The 1,077-nt window shown below is 57.8% G+C and carries 1 protein-coding gene; it reads right to left on the reverse strand.

The window, feature by feature from the left end:
• The coding region (locus RS027_RS13480; protein WP_311957763.1) for an IS481 family transposase at positions 1–986 on the reverse strand (986 nt) is incomplete at its 3' end.
• Between the last annotated feature and the right edge of the window lie 91 nt (positions 987–1,077).

Raw genomic sequence — 1,077 nt, forward strand, 5'->3', positions numbered from 1 at the left:
CTGTAGGGTCCCGTGTGATTAACCACGAATTTGGTAAATATCTCAGGCCGCTTGTCCTGCCATTCTTTCATCGCAACAATCGGCGACTGATGATGAAGCGCCTTCTGCGGAATATGGTGATTGTACAGCCAAGCGTAGCGTTTGAGCGTCTGCTCCAGGTCCTCGCTTGAGGTATAGCGCCGAGTCTTCAGCACGTCGCTGATGCGGCCGTTAAACCGCTCGACCATGCCGTTCGTCTGCGGTCGACCAGGTTTAATCAGGCGGTGCTCAATGCCATGGGCTTGGCATTCTTGGTCGAAGGGATGTCGACCGCTGGGCGTGCGCTCTCCCGCCCGTGTAAAGCGGTCGGTGAACGACTTGCCGTTGTCGGTCAGCACCGTCTGGATCATGAAGGGAGCCTTCTCCTCCACTCTCTTCATGAACGCCTTGGCATCCTTCGCGGACTGACTGCGCCTGATTTCCAGATAGACCCAGCGCGTGGCACGGTCGATGGCGACATACAGGTAGCGCTTCTGATCCTCGTCGGACATCTGGGGGAGGTGCTTGATGTCGATATGCACGTAGCCAGGCTCGTAGTCCCTGAAGGGCTTATGCCGTGGTTTCTCGTCATCGCCCGCGTCCTGACGAGCCAGCTCTGCCAGTGTCGGCACTTCTCGGCGCTTGAGCATGCGATGCAAGCCTGAGCGAGACAGTCGAGGGTTCAGGAATTCACGTGCCACAACGAGCAAGTCATCCAAGCCAAGGCGGAGGAATTCGCGAGCGGCGATCAGCACTTCCTCTTGTTCGGGCGTGAGCGTGGCCAACAGATTGTGACGCGTATGGGAGCGGTCATAGACATCGTCGCGATACCGCCAACGCCGGATAGTGGCGGTAGTGACGCCAAACTGCCGGGCCAGCTCGCTATCTGTGATGCTGGAGCGCGCTGCCTGGATGTCGGCACGGATCTTCGGTGTCGTAGTAGCCTGCTTATGCAGCTTGATGTCCATGAACCTGCTCCCGGATGAATTGCTGAAGAAGCTTTCTGGCGGCTAGCAGAGGATAACTCCTATAGGCGATGTGATCATCCGGGACCCTACA

The organism is Halomonas garicola, assembly GCF_031935715.1.
GTDB classification, from domain to species: Bacteria; Pseudomonadota; Gammaproteobacteria; order Pseudomonadales; family Halomonadaceae; genus Vreelandella; species Vreelandella garicola.